The 15,987-nt window shown below is 40.3% G+C and carries 16 protein-coding genes; 12 read left to right on the top strand and 4 right to left on the bottom strand.

Translation table 11 applies throughout. The annotated features are described in order from the left end of the window. Positions 1 to 7: 7 nt before the first annotated feature. From lpxD to FHK88_RS10760, 4 genes are all read left to right on the top strand, one after another. On the top strand, positions 8 to 1,033 hold the full coding sequence (gene lpxD / locus FHK88_RS10775; RefSeq protein ID WP_227430752.1) for a UDP-3-O-(3-hydroxymyristoyl)glucosamine N-acyltransferase: 1,026 nt from the start codon (positions 8 to 10) through the stop codon (positions 1,031 to 1,033). Positions 1,034 to 1,104: 71 nt separating this feature from the next. Beyond that, on the top strand, positions 1,105 to 1,650 hold the full coding sequence (fabZ, locus tag FHK88_RS10770) for a 3-hydroxyacyl-ACP dehydratase FabZ (RefSeq protein WP_227430751.1): 546 nt from the start codon (positions 1,105 to 1,107) through the stop codon (positions 1,648 to 1,650). A 111-nt stretch (positions 1,651 to 1,761) separates the two neighbouring features. Continuing rightward, positions 1,762 to 2,541 (top strand): acyl-ACP--UDP-N-acetylglucosamine O-acyltransferase, encoded by a 780-nt coding sequence (gene lpxA, locus FHK88_RS10765; protein WP_227430750.1) that lies wholly within the window; start codon positions 1,762 to 1,764, stop codon positions 2,539 to 2,541. Between the two features lie 250 nt (positions 2,542 to 2,791). Next, entirely contained in the window at positions 2,792 to 4,165 is a 1,374-nt protein-coding gene (locus tag FHK88_RS10760; protein ID WP_227430749.1) for a sodium-dependent transporter, read from the top strand. A gap of 116 nt (positions 4,166 to 4,281) precedes the next feature. Here the strand turns inward: FHK88_RS10760 and tgt are convergent, their stop codons facing one another. From tgt to dinB, 3 genes are all read right to left on the bottom strand, one after another. Then, positions 4,282 to 5,433, bottom strand: a complete 1,152-nt coding sequence (gene tgt / locus FHK88_RS10755) for a tRNA guanosine(34) transglycosylase Tgt (protein WP_227430748.1) — start codon at positions 5,431 to 5,433, stop codon at positions 4,282 to 4,284. A gap of 153 nt (positions 5,434 to 5,586) precedes the next feature. Next, complete coding sequence (gene queA, locus FHK88_RS10750; protein WP_227430747.1) at positions 5,587 to 6,675, bottom strand: tRNA preQ1(34) S-adenosylmethionine ribosyltransferase-isomerase QueA; 1,089 nt, start codon at positions 6,673 to 6,675, stop codon at positions 5,587 to 5,589. Between the two features lie 143 nt (positions 6,676 to 6,818). Beyond that, positions 6,819 to 7,886 carry a DNA polymerase IV gene (gene dinB, locus FHK88_RS10745; protein WP_227430746.1) on the bottom strand — a complete coding sequence of 356 codons (1,068 nt, stop codon included), beginning with the start codon at positions 7,884 to 7,886 and terminating at the stop codon, positions 6,819 to 6,821. 133 nt (positions 7,887 to 8,019) lie between these two features. On the opposite strand from dinB, the gene tsaA reads away from it, so the two are divergent. Beyond that, positions 8,020 to 8,751 carry a tRNA (N6-threonylcarbamoyladenosine(37)-N6)-methyltransferase TrmO gene (tsaA, locus tag FHK88_RS10740; RefSeq protein ID WP_227430745.1) on the top strand — a complete coding sequence of 244 codons (732 nt, stop codon included), beginning with the start codon at positions 8,020 to 8,022 and terminating at the stop codon, positions 8,749 to 8,751. A gap of 45 nt (positions 8,752 to 8,796) precedes the next feature. Next, positions 8,797 to 10,572 (top strand): GspE/PulE family protein, encoded by a 1,776-nt coding sequence (locus FHK88_RS10735; protein ID WP_227430744.1) that lies wholly within the window; start codon positions 8,797 to 8,799, stop codon positions 10,570 to 10,572. Between the two features lie 29 nt (positions 10,573 to 10,601). Here the strand turns inward: FHK88_RS10735 and FHK88_RS10730 are convergent, their stop codons facing one another. Then, on the bottom strand, positions 10,602 to 11,156 hold the full coding sequence (locus tag FHK88_RS10730; RefSeq protein WP_227430743.1) for an acyltransferase: 555 nt from the start codon (positions 11,154 to 11,156) through the stop codon (positions 10,602 to 10,604). Between the two features lie 177 nt (positions 11,157 to 11,333). Here FHK88_RS10730 and FHK88_RS10725 point away from each other — a divergent pair, with 177 nt between their 5' ends. From FHK88_RS10725 to gspK, 6 genes are all read left to right on the top strand, one after another. After that, entirely contained in the window at positions 11,334 to 12,143 is an 810-nt protein-coding gene (locus FHK88_RS10725; protein WP_227430742.1) for a TatD family hydrolase, read from the top strand. A 50-nt stretch (positions 12,144 to 12,193) separates the two neighbouring features. Continuing rightward, positions 12,194 to 12,883 carry a TetR/AcrR family transcriptional regulator gene (locus FHK88_RS10720; protein WP_227430741.1) on the top strand — a complete coding sequence of 230 codons (690 nt, stop codon included), beginning with the start codon at positions 12,194 to 12,196 and terminating at the stop codon, positions 12,881 to 12,883. 46 nt (positions 12,884 to 12,929) lie between these two features. Next, positions 12,930 to 13,607: a type II secretion system protein gene (locus tag FHK88_RS10715; RefSeq protein ID WP_227430740.1), complete on the top strand. Its 678-nt coding sequence runs from the start codon at positions 12,930 to 12,932 to the stop codon at positions 13,605 to 13,607. Next, positions 13,607 to 14,047, top strand: a complete 441-nt coding sequence (gene gspI / locus FHK88_RS10710; protein ID WP_227430739.1) for a type II secretion system minor pseudopilin GspI — start codon at positions 13,607 to 13,609, stop codon at positions 14,045 to 14,047. Before FHK88_RS10715 ends, gspI begins: the two co-directional genes overlap by 1 nt. Before the next feature lie 73 nt (positions 14,048 to 14,120). After that, positions 14,121 to 14,876: a type II secretion system minor pseudopilin GspJ gene (gspJ, locus tag FHK88_RS10705; protein WP_227430738.1), complete on the top strand. Its 756-nt coding sequence runs from the start codon at positions 14,121 to 14,123 to the stop codon at positions 14,874 to 14,876. Positions 14,877 to 14,890: 14 nt separating this feature from the next. Then, on the top strand, positions 14,891 to 15,970 hold the full coding sequence (gene gspK / locus FHK88_RS10700; protein WP_227430737.1) for a type II secretion system minor pseudopilin GspK: 1,080 nt from the start codon (positions 14,891 to 14,893) through the stop codon (positions 15,968 to 15,970). Positions 15,971 to 15,987 lie beyond the last annotated feature (17 nt).

Genomic DNA, 15,987 nt, shown 5'->3' with positions numbered 1-15,987 from the left:
ATCGCTTATGACACAAATAACAGTTGAGCAAGTTATCCAACAAATTGTGCCTAATCAGCCTGTATTAAATCAAGACAAGCTAAGTGCGATACAGCTTTCTAAGCCACTAGATTCAGTAGCAAATCTGGTAGATGCAAAATCGGGGCAATTGAGCTTTTTAGCTAGCCCCCGATATGCAGATGCTTTGCAAACAACAAATGCAGGTGTAGTAATTTTGCATCCAAAGCAACAACACCTAGCACCTACAGGTACTTTGGCATTAGTTGTTAATAACCCTTATCAAGCATATGCCAGTGTATCGCAACTATTCGCAGTACAGACTTCAGTTAAAACACAGATACATCCCACTGCCATTATTGCACCTTCTGCTATCATTGGTGAAGGTGTATCTATTGGTGCTTATAGTATTGTCGGTGAGGAAGTTTGTATTGGTGATGGTTGTTCTCTTGCTGCCCATGTTGCTATCGAAGACAGGGTTTGTATTGGTAAGCATTGTGTCATTAGCTCACAAGTTGTGATAGCGCATGATTGCCAGATTGGTGATGATGTTCGCATTCATGCCCATGCCAGTATTGGCTCAGAAGGCTTTGGGTTTGCTCCCAGTGCCGATACTGCCCAAGCAGGCTGGACACGTATTGCCCAACTTGGAAGAGTGATTATTGGTAATCATGTACGGATTGGTAGTCAAACCTGTATTGACCGTGGGGCTATTGATGATACAGTCATTGCAGATAATGTGATTATCGACAACTTAGTTCAGATTGCACATAATGTGACTATTGGAGCAGGAACCGCCATTGCGGCTAAAACCGGTATTGCAGGTAGTAGCCATATCGGTAAGCGTTGTATCATTGGCGGGGCAGTTGGTATCTCAGGTCACCTTACGATTACTGATGATGTGACCATTACAGGTACAACATTAGTTACTAAATCCATTACTCAGTCTGGCTCTTATTCTTCTGGAACAGTAGCAATGCCATCAGCAGAATGGCGTAGAGCTGCTGTGCGTTTTCGGCAGATGGGTAAAAAATAAGACAGTAAAGTTATAGATAAGCCGTGATACATTGAATGATGGATCATAATAATTGTAATAAGGAAATTTATATGCCACAAGTATCTAATCCATGTTTTGATGACTCAGATTTATTGACTGAGCAAGATATTGATGCACTGGCTCAAAGACAGCTAACATTACCACTAAGATATGCCACAATAAAGCGTTATCTACCACATCGCTACCCATTTATGCTAGTAGATAGGGTGACGGCATGCCGTCCCAATGAGTGGATTACTGCTTATAAAAACTTATCAATAAATGAAGAGTTTTTCCAAGGGCATTTTCCTGATGAACCAATTATGCCTGGTGTATTGATGATTGAAGCAATGGCTCAAGTGGCGGGTATCTTAGGTTTTATTAGTGAGGGATTAACGGCCGAGGATGGCTATTTGTATCTGTTTGCAGGTGTTGATAAAGTCAGGTTTAAACGTCAGGTCGTACCAGGTGATCAGCTCATTATTCGGGCAAAGAACGTCATGAACAAGCGTGGTATTTATAAGTTTGCTTGTACAGCGCATGTCAAAGATGAGCTAGCGGCCAGTGCTGAGGTAATGATTGCACGGCAAGATAAGCGTAGTATGCAAACCGTCTAGCACGGATATTCTAGGGATGTATTGTTGATAAAGAGCTGTCTTATATTTGGTTGCTTTTTATTAATAAAATATTGATTGTTTAATTGTTTTATTTGGTTAAAGGCACGTTTTATGAGTCAAATCCACCCCACTGCTATTGTATCAAATCGTGCCACTATCGATGATACGGCAGTTATTGGACCTTATTGTATCATTGGAGATGATGTCAGTATTGGGGCGCATACAGTGTTACATCGTCATGTTGTAGTCACTAAGAATACACGTATTGGTCAGCATAATCAGATTTATCAATTTGCTAGTATTGGTGAGGATTGTCAGGATCTAAAGTATGCTGGAGAAGAGACATGGCTAGAGATTGGTGATTATAATACCATCCGTGAGGCTTGCAGCTTCCATCGAGGTACTGCTCAGGATAAAGGGCTAACCAAGATTGGTAGTCATAACTTATTTATGGTAAATACGCATATTGCTCATGATTGTTTGATTGGTAATCATAATATTCTGGCAAATAATGTTGGAGTTGCTGGGCATGTACAAATAGGTGATTATACTGTGATTGGTGGTAACTCTGGTATCCATCAGTTTTGTCGAATTGATGATTATAGCTTAGTTGGTGGTGCTAGTTTAATTTTAAAAGATGTGGCTGCCTTTACTATGGTATCAGGTAATCCAGCCAATGCACACGGTCTGAATTTAGAAGGCATGCGCCGTAAAGGCTGGTCAAAGCAGACGATTAATATATTGCGTCAGGCTTATAAAGTCATTTTTCGTTCAGGATTAACCACAAAGCAAGCCATCGTGCAATTAGAAGAAGAGCTTTTACCACAAGAGCCAATGGTTGCATTATTAATAGCTTCTTTAACGCAAAGTAAGCGTGGCGTTGTACGCTAATTTCCTTTCTACAAAATTAGAAATATTCAAAATTATTCTTTAAAACCATAACTATTTGTTATGGTTTTTTCTTTATATATGCTTGACATTTTATGTTTCATAGATGAAACTTAGTGATTACTCTATGTAATCAAACCTACTTAACTTTTTTATTATGCAAATATTGTTGTAGATACAAAGGCAAATAGATACAAGATTGGATTTGTGTTTAGTTGTGATGGTATCTGGTGACAGTATTAAGGATGGTCAAATGACGACAAAAAAACAAGGACATGCTCAGTGGAGTTCTAGCTTCGGCTTTGTTTTAGCCGCAGTAGGTTCAGCTGTTGGCTTGGGCAATATTTGGAAATTCCCTTATATGGTCGGAGAAAATGGTGGGGCAGCATTTGTCATTGCCTATTTATTTTGTATTGCTTTGATTGGTTTTCCTATCTTAGTTGCAGAGTGGCTAATTGGTCGCCGTGGTCAAAAAAATCCAATTAATTCATTTGAAGATGTAGCAAGACAAGATGGTAAGACAAAAGCTTGGGGTATCGTTGGTGCGTCTGGTATTTTAGGGGCATTCTTAATTTTATCCTTTTATAGTGTCATTGGTGGTTGGGCATTAAATTATACGCTTAAAGCAGTAACTGGTGGTTTTGTTGGGCAAGACAGTGGTGCTATTGAAACTATTTTTACAGGTATGTTGGCTGACCCACAAGTATTAACCATGTGGCACACTATCTTTATGGTATTAACTGCCATCATTGTGGCAATTGGTGTTGCCAGTGGTATTGAAAAGGCTGCTAAAATTTTGATGCCATTATTGGGTGTGATTTTAGTAGTGATTGTTGGTTATAATATCATTAACGGTGGTTTTATTGATGCTGTGGAGTATATGTTCTCGCCTGATTTAAGTAAACTAACAGGTGAAGGTGGTGATAAAGTACTTTTAGAGGCATTGGGACATGCCTTCTTCACCTTATCTTTAGGTATGGGTATTATGGTGGCATATGGTTCATACCTAGGTAAAGAGGTGAATTTATTTAAAACAGCACGTACTGTAGTAATTTTAGATACAGTGATTGCATTAGTTGCAGGTTTGGCAATTTTCCCTATTATCTTTAGTAATGGGCTTGATCCTAATGCAGGACCAGGATTGGTATTTGTTAGTTTACCGATTGCTTTTGGTAGCATGACAGGTGGCACGTTAATTGGAACATTATTCTTCCTATTAATTACCTTTGCTGCATTGACCTCATCTATTTCACTGCTTGAACCATCAGTTGAGCTTTTAGAAGAGCGTACCCCAATGAATCGTACGATGTCAGCCGTTGTTGCTAGTTTAGCAATTTGGGCATTAGGTATCGCTGCATTGTTATCCTTTAATGTTTGGGATAAAGTTTTCATCTTTGGTAATAATATTTTTGATTTCCTAGATAATTTGACAGGTAAAATCATGTTGCCATTGACAGGATTGATGGCGATTATTTTTGTTGGTTGGGTATTAAATCAAAAGAGTATCAAAGAGGAGCTGAACTTATCAGAAGGTATGTGGAGTTTGTGGATGATCGTATCTAGATTTGTTGCTCCCATTGGTGTGATTATTGTTTTTATCAATAGTATTATAAGCTTAGTCAGTTAATTTAACGATTGAATAAGTAAAACTACTAAAAAACCACCCATAAATTTTATGGGTGGTTTTTTAATATGTGAGCTATATATAGCCAACGAACTACTAATTAATGACCAGCTAAACGACTATTCTAATTCTAACGCAGGTACATCAAGCCCTCGTTTGTTATAAAAGTCCACCACAAATTCATCAAAATTATCCTCATCAATCGCTTGACGAATACCTGCCATTAAACGTTGGTAATAACGCAGGTTATGAATGGTGGCAAGTTGTGCCCCCAGCATTTCTTTACATTTATTCAAATGATACAGATAAGCTCGGCTAAAGTTTTGGCAGGTATAGCAATCACATTCGGGGTCAAGAGGTGATAAATCATCACGATATTGGCTGTTACGGATACGCACAATGCCTTTATTATCAGCATTACCAGTGACAAAATAATGTCCATTTCTGGCGTTACGTGTCGGCATGACACAATCAAACATATCTACACCACGCCGTACCGCCTCAACGATGTCCTCAGGCTTACCAACCCCCATTAGATAGCGAGGTTTGTCGGCTGGCATATCATCAGGCAGATAATTTAACACCTTAATCATCTCTTCTTTGGGCTCACCAACTGACAGCCCACCAATGGCATAGCCATCAAAGCCAATATCTAGCAAACCTGCTAACGACTGTTGACGCAAATCGGCATACATACTGCCTTGAATGATGCCAAATAAAGCATTTTTATTGCCCAACTTTTGATGTTCATCTCTACAGCGTTGCCCCCAACGTAGCGATAATTCAAGGGATTTTTTTGCCTCATCATGACTGGTAGGGTAGGGGGTACATTCATCAAACTGCATAACGATGTCAGAGTTTAAGGAAAACTGAATTTGCATAGAAATTTCAGGCGATAAAAATACTTTTGCCCCATCAATGGGTGATTTAAAGTGTACCCCTTCTTCTTTGATTTTACGCATTGCCCCAAGGCTAAATACCTGAAAACCGCCTGAATCGGTCAAAATGGGCTTATCCCAATGGATAAACTCATGCAATCCGCCAAATTTATCAATGATTTCGGTGGTGGGACGTAGCCATAAATGAAAGGTATTACCCAAAATAATATCTGCACCAATGGCATGAATATCACGTGGTAACATGCCTTTGACCGTACCATAAGTGCCAACGGGCATAAAGGCAGGGGTTTGTACGTCACCATGTGCCAGATGAACGGTACCTCGTCTGGCTCGGGTGTTACCAGTGGCGGTTTTATGTAGAGTAAATTGCATGATGGTTCACTTATTTAAAACAAAAAATGTATGATGACTATATTTAAATTTAATAGACCTTAATAGATTCTAAGTCTAGCAGTTACTAATTATAACATCATCACTGGGTTTAATATTTAGGTGTTAATAGACAACAGACTATCTTACATTTGCTTATCTAGTGATTGCCTTATCTAACAACATTGCATCGCCATAGCTAAAGAAACGATACTGCTCGTTGATGGCATGTTGATACGCATTTTCTATGTTTTGTTTACCAGCAAATGCAGATACCAACATTAATAAGGTGGATTTTGGCAAATGAAAGTTAGTGATTAGGCGGTCAACCACACCAAATTTAAAACCTGGATAGATAAATATATCCGTATCACCTGACCATGTGGATAAAGGACGATGCGTATCCACTGTTTTTTGATACGCTGTTTCTAAGACTCGAGTGACTGTTGTCCCGACGGCAATGACTTGTCTGCCCGCTTGTTTGGTTTGTAAGATTAAGTCAGCAGTGGCTTGAGGCAGATGAGCGTATTCACTGTGCATCGTATGCTCCAGTAAGTTGTCGGTTTTTACAGGGGCAAATGTCCCTGCACCAACGTGTAAAGTTACAAAAGCACGTTGGATACCTTTGTCCTCAAGGCGTTGTAGTACGTTATCGTCAAAGTGTAGACTGGCAGTCGGAGCAGCGACGCTGGCAAGTTTACTGGGGTCATGAAATACTGTTTGATAGCGAGTATTATCTGTTTCATCTGCATGACGCTCAAAATATGGTGGAATGGGTAGCTCACCATACTTTTCAAGATTTGGTAAGATGGGTGCATCAAAGGCAAGGATAAATAGGTTTTCAAATCGTCCTATCATTTCACAGTGCATGTTACCATCTGCTAGCTGTAGCATCTGTGCAAGTTTTGGAGCTTTACTGGCGCGCACATGGCATAAAGCCACATGTGCTCTTCCTTGTGTGAGTGTGGGGTCGTCGGTTAAGCGTTCCACCAATACTTCAACTTTACCACCAGTGTCCTTTTGTCCAAAGAGTCGGGCTTTCATAACTTTGGTATCATTAAATACAATCAAGTCGCCTGTATTTAATAAGTCAGGCAAATCAGTGAACTGCTTATCTTGTATCTGTGTATTATTGACAGACAGTAGGCGAGAGGCAGAGCGTTGAGCCAAAGGATAGCGGGCAATAAGTGAGTCGGGTAAATTGTAGTCGTAATCATTGACACTGAGATAAGGCTGAGAGGTCATAATTTTGGTCGTTTACTAGATATAAGAATGTGGTGAAAATAAAAGGCGTTAGTTTAGCAGAAATGACTGCATTAAGTGATAACTTCGTATTCATCAGTGATGATAAGTAGTCTTGAAAATTGACCAGTTGTAAATTTGGGTTTTTAATCAAATAAGTCTGGTTGAATGGCAGGTGTAGAGCTACTGATAAGATTGGAATATGTAACACCGACCAAGCGAATGGGTAGATGACGAGGGACATCAGCCAATAGCTTTTGTAACCAATAGTGGGCAGATTGGGCATTAGGAAAGGGCGTATGTAGGGTATGGCTACGGGTAATTTGGGTAAAGTCAGCATATTTTATTTTTAGGGTAATGGTGTGAGCCAACTGTCCTTTTTTATTGAGTTGCATAAAAGCATCCGCATTTTGTGTATAGATTTGGCTGAGTAGTTGCTCCGTATCAGAGAGATTATCTGTAAAGGTGGTTTCTGAGCCAATGGATTTGTGCTTGCGCTCAGCCTTGACAGGGCGGTTATCCCGACCATGAGCGATTTCGTGATAAAAGTGACCACGTTTACCAAACTCATGGGTCAAAAGGCTCAGCTCAGTTGCACGTAGGTCAGCACCTGTATGAATACCAAGAGTATGTAAGCGTGAGGCGGTGGCTTTACCGATGCCATGAAAACGCTCAATGGGTAAGGTGTTGATAAAGTCGCTTGCTTGTGCTGGTGTGATAACTGCAATGCCATTAGGCTTATTCATGTCTGAGGCAATTTTTGCCAGCATTTTGTTAAAAGAAACGCCCGCAGAGGCAGTTAATGCCGTTTGCTGAAAGATTTCGCCACGTAGCCAGTTTGCCATAAGTGTTGCTGAGCCTTGATAAAGCTCGATACCTGTGACATCAAGATAGGCTTCATCAAGTGATAAAGGCTCAACTAAGGGGGTGAGTGTGTGCATGATTTGGCGGATTTGTTGGCTAACTTGACGATATACCTCAAATCGAGGACGCACAAAAATAGCATGGGGACAGCGTTTTTTTGCTTCAAAGCAGGACATGGCAGAGCGCACCCCAAACTGGCGGATTTCGTAACTGGCAGCGGCAACAACCCCCCGTCCGTTTGGATTACCACCAACGACCAATGGTTTACCACGATATTCGGGGTGGTCTCGTTGCTCAACACTGGCATAAAAAGCATCCATATCCAGATGGATGATTTTGCGTTGGAGCATATATATAACAGCCTTATGACTTTTTGTGGATAGTTTTTGCAGTAATATGTTACTTTAGCATGCTTTATCATTCTAAAGCTTTACACTGACAAACCTTGATTTGTGCATTTTAAAATTAGGCAGTTATGAACTTATGCAACATTCATTAACCGTTCCCATTATTGGTTATCATCATTCACCATTATCACAAAAATTTGGCATTCCTCGTCAGCCGAATTTGGTTGATATTAGCAGTTATATTAAGATGGTAGCACCTTATGATACGCCAGATGCGTTTGTTGGTATTGCTGATTTTAGTCATCTTTGGGTAACTTGGCAGACGCATCATAATCAACCTCAAACTGGTTTTAAACCACAAGTGCGCCCACCACGATTGGGTGGTAATAAAAAACTGGGGGTTTTTGCCACGCGTAGTACCTATCGTCCTGCACAACTTGGATTATCAGTTGTTCGTTTATTGGAGGTAGAAAATCGAGCAGGCAAGGTGATATTGCACATTCAAGGTGCAGATATGGTGGATGGTACGCCGATTGTTGATATTAAGCCATATGTTGCTTATAGTGATGCGATAATGGATGCCGTTAGTGGATTTGCACCGCAAGCTCCAAAGATAAAGGCGGTAGAAATGACAGCAACCATGCAACAGCAGTTTGATGCCATGACTTCTACCACTACCAATCAAAATAGCCTAAGCAAAGCTGATGTTGATACTATTTGTCAGCTCATTGCTCAAGACCCACGTCCTGCCTATCTCCAACATGAAGTAGGTCAGATGTTTGTGATGCGTTATAAAAATATTGATATTGGCTTTAAAATGGAAGAAGATGGAGTGCTTTGGCTGGTAGAAGCCAAAGAAGTGAACTAGAATAAACAGACGTTATAAATATATAAATAAACTAAGTGACTAAATATGCCCGTTCCTGATTTTTCTATGACCGTTGATTTGCGTTGGTGTCTTGATGAGTTGTTATCAGATGGCATCATTGACCAGCGTGAATACAATCTGGTCATGACCAGCCGTCGTGATAAAGATAAGCATCCCTTACAGGTAATCGCTGAGTTTCATTTATCCAGTCAGCAAGCTAATAAGCAAAAGCTAGATTTATCATGGCTCAATCATTGGTTGGCAGATAAAGCAGGAATGCCCGTGGTTCGTATTGACCCGTTAAAAGTAGATGTGCCAAGCATCACTAAAATCATGGCGTTTGAGTATGCCCGTAGTCAATATATTTTACCGATTGCCATTACTGATACAGAAGTTGTGATTGGTACTGACCAGCCATTTTATACAGATTGGCACAGCAATATTGCTCATATCATTAAGCCAAAAACATTTTCTACAGTTTATATCAGCCCTGCACAGATAAATCGTTTTCGTCAAGAATTCTATCAAGTAACGCATGCCATTGCAGGGGCGAACTTAGCCAATAAACGGGATGCGGCTAATATTCAAAATGTTGAAGCACTATTGCAACTGGGCGATAGTAGTAATCCTGATGCCAATGACCAGCATATCGTTAAAGTGGTTGATTGGTTGTTGCAATATGCGTTTGAGCAACGAGCCAGTGATATTCATTTAGAGCCACGCCGTGAGACAGGCAAGGTACGTTTTCGTATTGATGGGGTTTTGCATACCGTCTATGAGATGCCTTCAACCATTATGCGAGCGGTGACGGCACGTATTAAGATTTTAGGACGATTGAATGTCGCCGAAAAGCGTAAACCACAAGATGGACGCTTAAAAACACGTACACCAAAAGGGCAAGAGACGGAATTACGTTTATCAACATTGCCAACAGCCTTTGGTGAAAAGTTGGTCATGCGGGTATTTGACCCTGAAGTATTGGTGCGTTCATTTGCTCAACTTGGGTTGTCAGGTAAGCAGTTAGACATGTGGCAGACGATGACAGCCAGTCCTAATGGCATTATTTTGGTAACAGGTCCGACAGGTTCAGGGAAGACAACAACGCTATATAGTACCTTAAAGCAGTTAGCCACAGAGAAGGTCAATGTTTGTACCATTGAAGACCCGATTGAGATGATTGAGCCTGCGTTTAATCAGATGCAGATTAATGTCGGCGTGGATTTGCATTTTGCAGATGGTATTCGTTCACTTATGCGTCAAGACCCCGATATTATTATGGTTGGTGAGATTCGTGATAATGAAACGGCAAATATGGCGGTACAAGCCTCACTCACAGGGCATTTGGTATTATCCACGTTACATACCAATGATGCGCCCAGTGCCTTGACTCGCTTACATGATTTGGGCGTACAGCCATTTTTGACATCAGCGACCATTTTGGGAGTGGTGGCTCAGCGTTTGGTACGCACACTTTGCCCACATTGTAAAAGTCAGCAAGTAGTGGCAGAGAATAGTGAGTTAGCGATACAGTGGGCAGAGTTGGTCAGCCCTTGGAGAGCCAGTTTGCCAGAGAAGTTGTATCATGCAGTGGGCTGTGAGCATTGTCGAAATACAGGCTATCAGGGACGTGTTGGATTGTATGAAATCATGACTTTATCTAATGAGTTAAAAAAATTGGTTGCCAGTGATGCCAAGTTAGATGAAATTAAGCAACAGGCGTATAAAGAAGGTGTACAACCTTTACGGCTGGCAGGTGCAAAACGCATTGCTGAGGGTGTGACAACGATGGAAGAAGTTATGAGAGTTGTACCGTTGGGGTAGTTTTTGATTTTGAAAAGAAAAGCTTGATTTTATCGCTCCCAGCGTATACCTGTTTTGACTATTTTAGCAGGGCGACCTGCGATGATACAGTTAGGGGTGGTAATAGATTTATTAACAAAAGAGCCAGCAGCAATGATACAGCCATTGGCAATTTGAACATTTTTTGAAATGGTGGCATTGGCGGCAATCCATACATGCTTGCCAATACAAATATCACAAGTGGCTGTGTTAATTCTTGCCCCTGTTTTTTCATCATAAACTTTATGCACATCGGTTGCACGTATTTCGATGCCTCTAGAAATCATACATTCTGAGCCAATACTGACACTACGGTCACGTGCTAGTATGTAGCAGTCAATCGCTGTGGTTAGTGTATCTATATTGATGTGTAGATGGCTACCAACAATTAATAGGTGACCAGAAAATTTGACGCAATCTGCAATTTGTATTGTATTATGACTGCCATTAATACTGATTGAGAGATTGTTAAATTTTCCTTGTGCACCAATATTGACTTGGTTATGCTCACCTTGACGGATTGTAATATGACAGTTACCAATAATATGGTTCTCTGTATGAATCATAAACTGATTGTGAAGACCTTTATCGGTTATCACAAAGCGGTTTTTATAGAGTTTCTTTGGTAATTTGATTAGTAACCTTTTGATTTTACGGATAAATATTTTCAATGTATTATCCTTTGGTGACGTTTTATTATTGTTAATATAATATTATATTTGTTTATAAGTTGGAATTATTTTATGTTTACAGACAGTCATTGTCATCTTAATCGTCTTAATCTTGAAAAACACAATGGTCATTTACAAGGTGTGATTGATGCCATGAAAGAAGCCAATGTGAGTCGAGCGATGGCAATTATGTGTGACTTTGCTGAGCATGATGAAATTGTTAACATTGTTCAGCAGTATGCTGATGAGGATTTGACACTGGGTATGAGTGTCGGTGTTCATCCTTGTGAGGATTTGGCAGTATTACAATCAGCGACTGTTGAGCGTTTGGTTGAGATGGCAAGCCCCTCACGAGTTTGGGCAATTGGTGAGACAGGTTTGGATTATTATTGGAGTGATGAAAATAAAGCTGAGCAACAAGCCAGCCTTGTTCGTCACATTCAAGCCAGTAAAATTTTAAAAAAACCCCTAGTAATCCATACTCGCGAAGCAAAACATGATACATTAGACATACTTAAAACACAAAAAGCGGAGCATGGTATTATTCATTGCTTCACTGAAGACTGGGAGACGGCAAAACAGGCATTGGATTTGGGCTTTTATATCTCATTTTCGGGTATTGTTAGTTTTAAAAACGCCCAAAGCCTGCGTGATGCTGCATTAAAAGTACCGCGTGATAGACTGTTAATAGAAACTGATAGCCCATATCTTGCACCTGTACCTAAGCGAGGAAAGCCGAATGAACCCGCTTATGTGCCTTATGTTGCTAGTTGTTTGGCAGATTTATTTGGTATAAGTGTAGAAGCCGTTGGTGAATTAACCGCAAAAAATTTTGATAATCTACTGGCACAATATGATGAAAATCGGTATGCTATGGGATAGTTAATGACTATCCAGTCATAACGGAGTGACCAGTAAAGTTAGGAGAATACATGAGTCGGCAGCAGCAATTTAAACTACGCGAAGAAAATATATTAGCGATGGCGGAGCAGTTGCTACTGGAGACAGGTAATGGAGATATTACATTAGATAGCTTGGCTGACCAGCTTGACCTAGCAAAGGGAACATTATACAAGCACTTTGCTAGTAAAGATGAGTTGTATCTGCGAATTATTATTCGCTATGAAGAGCAGCTATTTTTGATTAATAACATTGATGATGCTCCATCTGCTGGTGTATCAAGAATGATACTCCAGCAGTTACTGAATCCACAAAAGGCATTGCTATTAAACCAGATTGAAGAGCGATTAGCTTCTTCTGCAACTGGATTAAATCGCATGTTTGGTGAGTTGTATAATATACGGCGTGCGCGAATGAAGCGCTTAATAGATATTACTAGCCAGTATATCCAAAGCCAAAACAGTGGCTTAAATACCAGAGATTATCTGTCAACCATTTGGGCAATGGGACAAGGTGGTGCGGGGTTATTAAACTCTAGCTTTTACCAACGCTATTTAGGACGGCGTGATACGTTGCGTTATGCCCTTGTGAAACAGATATTAGACTTACCAAAACAGTATCCTTATCAGCAACATACTGATACAGAGAGTGATGATGTGACTGATTTGGTCAATCAAATTGATTTAGAAAATGAGCAACATCAACGTCAGTCTACGTATTAGTTTGTTTAACTTCATTAAATACGGATAAAACCAAAGGCATTTTTATATGTATGTCTTGTTATTGATGGATCATAAGCTACCTCAACGTCCGTCTATTAGCTCATTACACCAACAGCAAAAACAATCTGGCTTTACACTGGTTGAGATTATGGTTGTGGTGGTGATTTTATCCGTATTTGCTGGAATGATGACACTCTCTGTTGGTAGTACTGAGGTACGAAAAAATAGAGCGTTCTATGAGCATTTGATAGATTCTCTACAATATGTCAGATTGGTATCAGCAGAACAGATGCAACCGATGGGATTGGCATTGCAGTCTGGTCATGATGGACAGACTAAGCCAGTGATTTTGAGCTTAGAGAACCCATACGAACATTTAAGTTATCCAGTTGCATCAAATGGTGATCAGCCTAAAAATATGATGGAGCTGTCTGCCATGAATACTGAGGGAGAGTCACAAAAACCCACATGGCAGCTCGAAAAGAGTATCAGCTTGCCAGAGCTTCCTCCAGATGTGGTGTTAAAAATCTCTCCTTTATCTGAACAAGCGGCATCACAACAGCCATTACAGCCTTGGTTTTTGGGTACAGATGTACCCAGTGCATTGTGGTATGGTACTGGAGAGGCTTCTCCTGTGACCATTGAGGTACGTTATCATGGTAGATTGGTAGGTGAAGTAATTACTGTGATGCCAAATGGACATATTCAGGTGGGTCAAAGTTAATGGCTATATCTCATCAAGCTGTAAACCAGAATAGGGAGCAAGTAAAGCTTGTGCCTGCTCAACAAGGGTTTACATTGATTGAGGTGATGGTGGCACTGGCTATTTTAGCAGGTGTAGCAATTGCGGCGAGTCAGGCAAGTGGTACATATTTACGCTCAGTAGACCATCTTAAAACACAAACTTTGGCTAATTTTGTTGCACAGAATACAGTAGCAGATTTACGTATCCAAAAGAAATGGCTTACATCTGAACAGACTCAACAGGTCTCCTCTCAAGGTAGAGAGTGGCAAGTTATCATAACGCCTACACCGCTAGAAGGTGTGGATGATAGTTTGAAGGTGAATCAAGTTTTTGTACAGGTTGCACCAATCGTTGACGGTCAAGTGAAAAATACAGTGACAGATGTGACTGCCGTTATTAAACAGCCCCAAGATGATTGATACGTATGATATATAACGCAACAGATTTATCCATACATTATCAGTCATTGCCCATCCGTGAGTGACTGAACTTGTGAAAAATAATAATACATTTTCCCAGTCTGGATTTACTCTACTTGAGCTGATGGTAGCGATGAGTATTTTTGCAGTATTAGCTGTAGTAGGTTGGCAAGTATTTGATGGTTTAAATCGAAGTAAAGAAAGGGCGCAGCTACAGGCTACGGCATTGAGTGAAATGCAATATGCTTATTTGCAAATTCAAAAAGATATGGCACAAGTTGTCCCATACCAACTTGATAATGGAACAAGTGCTAGTGAGAGCTTGTCAACTGATACTAAAGCAAATGGATTTACACTATCAGCCAATAGTATGAGTTTTATCCGTTTTGCTGATCCTGATCCTCGTTATCAAAACTCAGCATTATTGGAGCGTGTTGTTTATCGCATAGCAGATAATCGGTTACTTCGTCAGCGTTTTCGAAGTCTTAGTGATTTAGAAAATCAAACTCCAGTTGAAAGTGTTTTATTAGCAGAAATCAGTGAGGGACATTTTCAGGCATTGACTCCTGAACCTATTTCTATTTTTCCAGATAAAACGAATCCTGCAGAAAGCTTAGGGTTACAACAAGAACCCCAACAGAAGATAATGACTCCAGCTCTTTTACCAAAAGGCATCACAATAGACTATGTTTACCAGTTGGGCAGTCAATCAGTACCTATCAGTTGGCAGTTTTCTTTGACAGATACGCCACCAAATCCTGTATCCTCAGCACCGAACCCGAACCCGAACCCGAACCCGAACCCGAACCCGAACCCGAATGATAATTAAGATGGTAGACCTTTATGACAACTTCTAGGTCATCTATTCAGCCAACAAGCCTTTATAGACAGCAAGGCATGGCGTTGCTGACAGTTTTGTTATTGGTTGTCGTGATTACCGTTGTTGCAGGTTCGATGTTGGCAAGTCAAAAGATTGCATTGCGTAAACAGATGCTATTGCTAGAGCAGAATCAGGTATTACAAGATATTGAGGCGGCAGAGCAGATAGCAGTAGGTTTGATACAAGCAGATGCTACGTTAAATAACAGTGATAGTGTACAAGATGTCTGGGCGCAACCCATTAAGCCTATAAAGCTAGGTACACATACCCTAAATTTGAGTATTCAAGATGCCAGCCAGCGTTTTAATATTAATAATTTATATCATGATGGTGCAGTTGATGAAGTTTCAGTAAGTGTTTTTCAGAGATTATTGAGTAATCTTGGGCTTGATCCAATATTGGCATATACGGTTTTAGATTGGCAAGACCCTGATAATGAAACACATGCTGAAGGTGGTGCTGAACGGGAGGCTTATCTATCTGGGCAAGAAGGTGTGTCAGTTGCCAGTATTGCGAATCAACCATTTGTTAGTATTGATGAGCTAGTTGCTGTTAAAGGTTTTACCCCCGAAGCAGTCGCAAAATTAAAACCCTATGTTACGACAGTGCCTTATTTTTTACCTATTAATGTGAATACAGCAGATGCTATTGTTTTGAGTGCATTAGTTGAAGGCAGTGACCCTGCTCAGTTTTCAGCATTGGTAAAAGAGGTTAAACAACAGCCATTTGAAAGTATAGATGCTGTGATGCAAACGCCACCATTCTCTACACTTGATGATGAAAAGAAAGCCTCATTAAAGCCACTATTAGCAGTAACAAGTCGTGCTTTTTATGTATTGATTGATGCTGAAATAGAAGATAAGCACCGCTATGCAACAACTTTTATTAGCAAGGTGGCAGATGAGGGCGAGGATGCCACAGGGAGCAGTAATACAGAAGCAAGTCAACAATCAGATGCTCAAGGGCAACCTGTGATTCGTGCTTATGGACGAAAAATCTGGACATATCGTCCAGATTTTATAGAAACAACACAGTCAAAATGATGCGATTAAGACTTATT

Origin of the sequence: Psychrobacter sp. I-STPA6b (assembly GCF_020662265.1) — a bacterium.
Taxonomy (GTDB): domain Bacteria; phylum Pseudomonadota; class Gammaproteobacteria; order Pseudomonadales; family Moraxellaceae; genus Psychrobacter.
This window is presented reverse-complemented; position numbering and strand designations above follow the sequence as displayed.